This window comes from Halorubrum laminariae, from assembly GCF_024494655.1.
Taxonomy (GTDB): Archaea; Halobacteriota; Halobacteria; order Halobacteriales; family Haloferacaceae; genus Halorubrum; species Halorubrum laminariae.
Map to the genome: position 1 here is coordinate 1 of NZ_JANHDL010000042.1, position 882 is coordinate 882.

Below are 882 nucleotides of genomic sequence, written 5' to 3' on the forward strand. Positions count from 1 at the left end.
TTGTGCCCTCATAGCTCTTCTCAGCGTCGTTCTACAGGTCGCCAGTTGAATACTCGGAGTACTCCCGCCCATATTGATTTAAACATAAAATTGTTTTCACTTCACGATTGCGAGTGAAGAATTCGCACTCTTCGTTGACCGGGCGTTTCAGCCGAGAACATGTCTGAAGAATAGGGTTTCAACAGAGCCTGACTGGTCCGTATGCGAAAGAAGTCGAGACATGGGCGTGACAACCCGAATAGGTGAATCTCTGCAAACTGCTACGACTCGGTTTGATCACTGTTGCTTGACGACGACTGTATCTGCGACAAGGTCACCGACCCGTTGGTTATCATCCGTAAGCAGTATCAACACCATTGCGACGAGGTTCAACGTCGGGAGTGCGTCAACGATCCACAACAGATTCCGCAGGACTGACGCCCCAATCGTACAGTTTGATCCGTCGGACTTGATAACGACGAGTCCAAGCAGATATTTCCCCGGCGTATAGCCGTACAGTCCCTCAAGGAGAAACCCGTAAACCAATGTTGCGACCAGTCCCACGAACGCCAGCACGAGGAACCCGATGTCGCCAAGGGGCGTCCCGGCGAGTATAACGGCAAGCCAGATTAGCGCCATGAGTATTGAGTCGATAAAGTATGCCCCAACTCGGTGCCAGATCACATCCCCGTTCGTCCCTCGTTGTGGTTTCGGATGCTGTTCCATAACTCACATCTGTTATTCAAGAGTTATTAATCTTTGACTATTACCTCAAATACCCTGTTGCACGTTCAAAATTAGTTCGCCGGACGGGGCGGGCAGAGCTGAAACCGACCACCACTCAGCTGTGCTGACCCAATGATGGTACGTTTCTTGACAGACGGGGCTGAATGAACCAGAGAA

The 882-nt window shown here is 50.8% G+C and carries 1 protein-coding gene; it reads right to left on the bottom strand.

Going from position 1 to position 882, the window contains the following annotated elements; translation table 11 throughout:
• Window positions 1–276 precede the first annotated feature (276 nt).
• Complete coding sequence (locus NO887_RS18465) at window positions 277–705, bottom strand: RDD family protein (RefSeq protein WP_256419624.1); 429 nt, start codon at window positions 703–705, stop codon at window positions 277–279.
• Window positions 706–882: the final 177 nt, after the last annotated feature.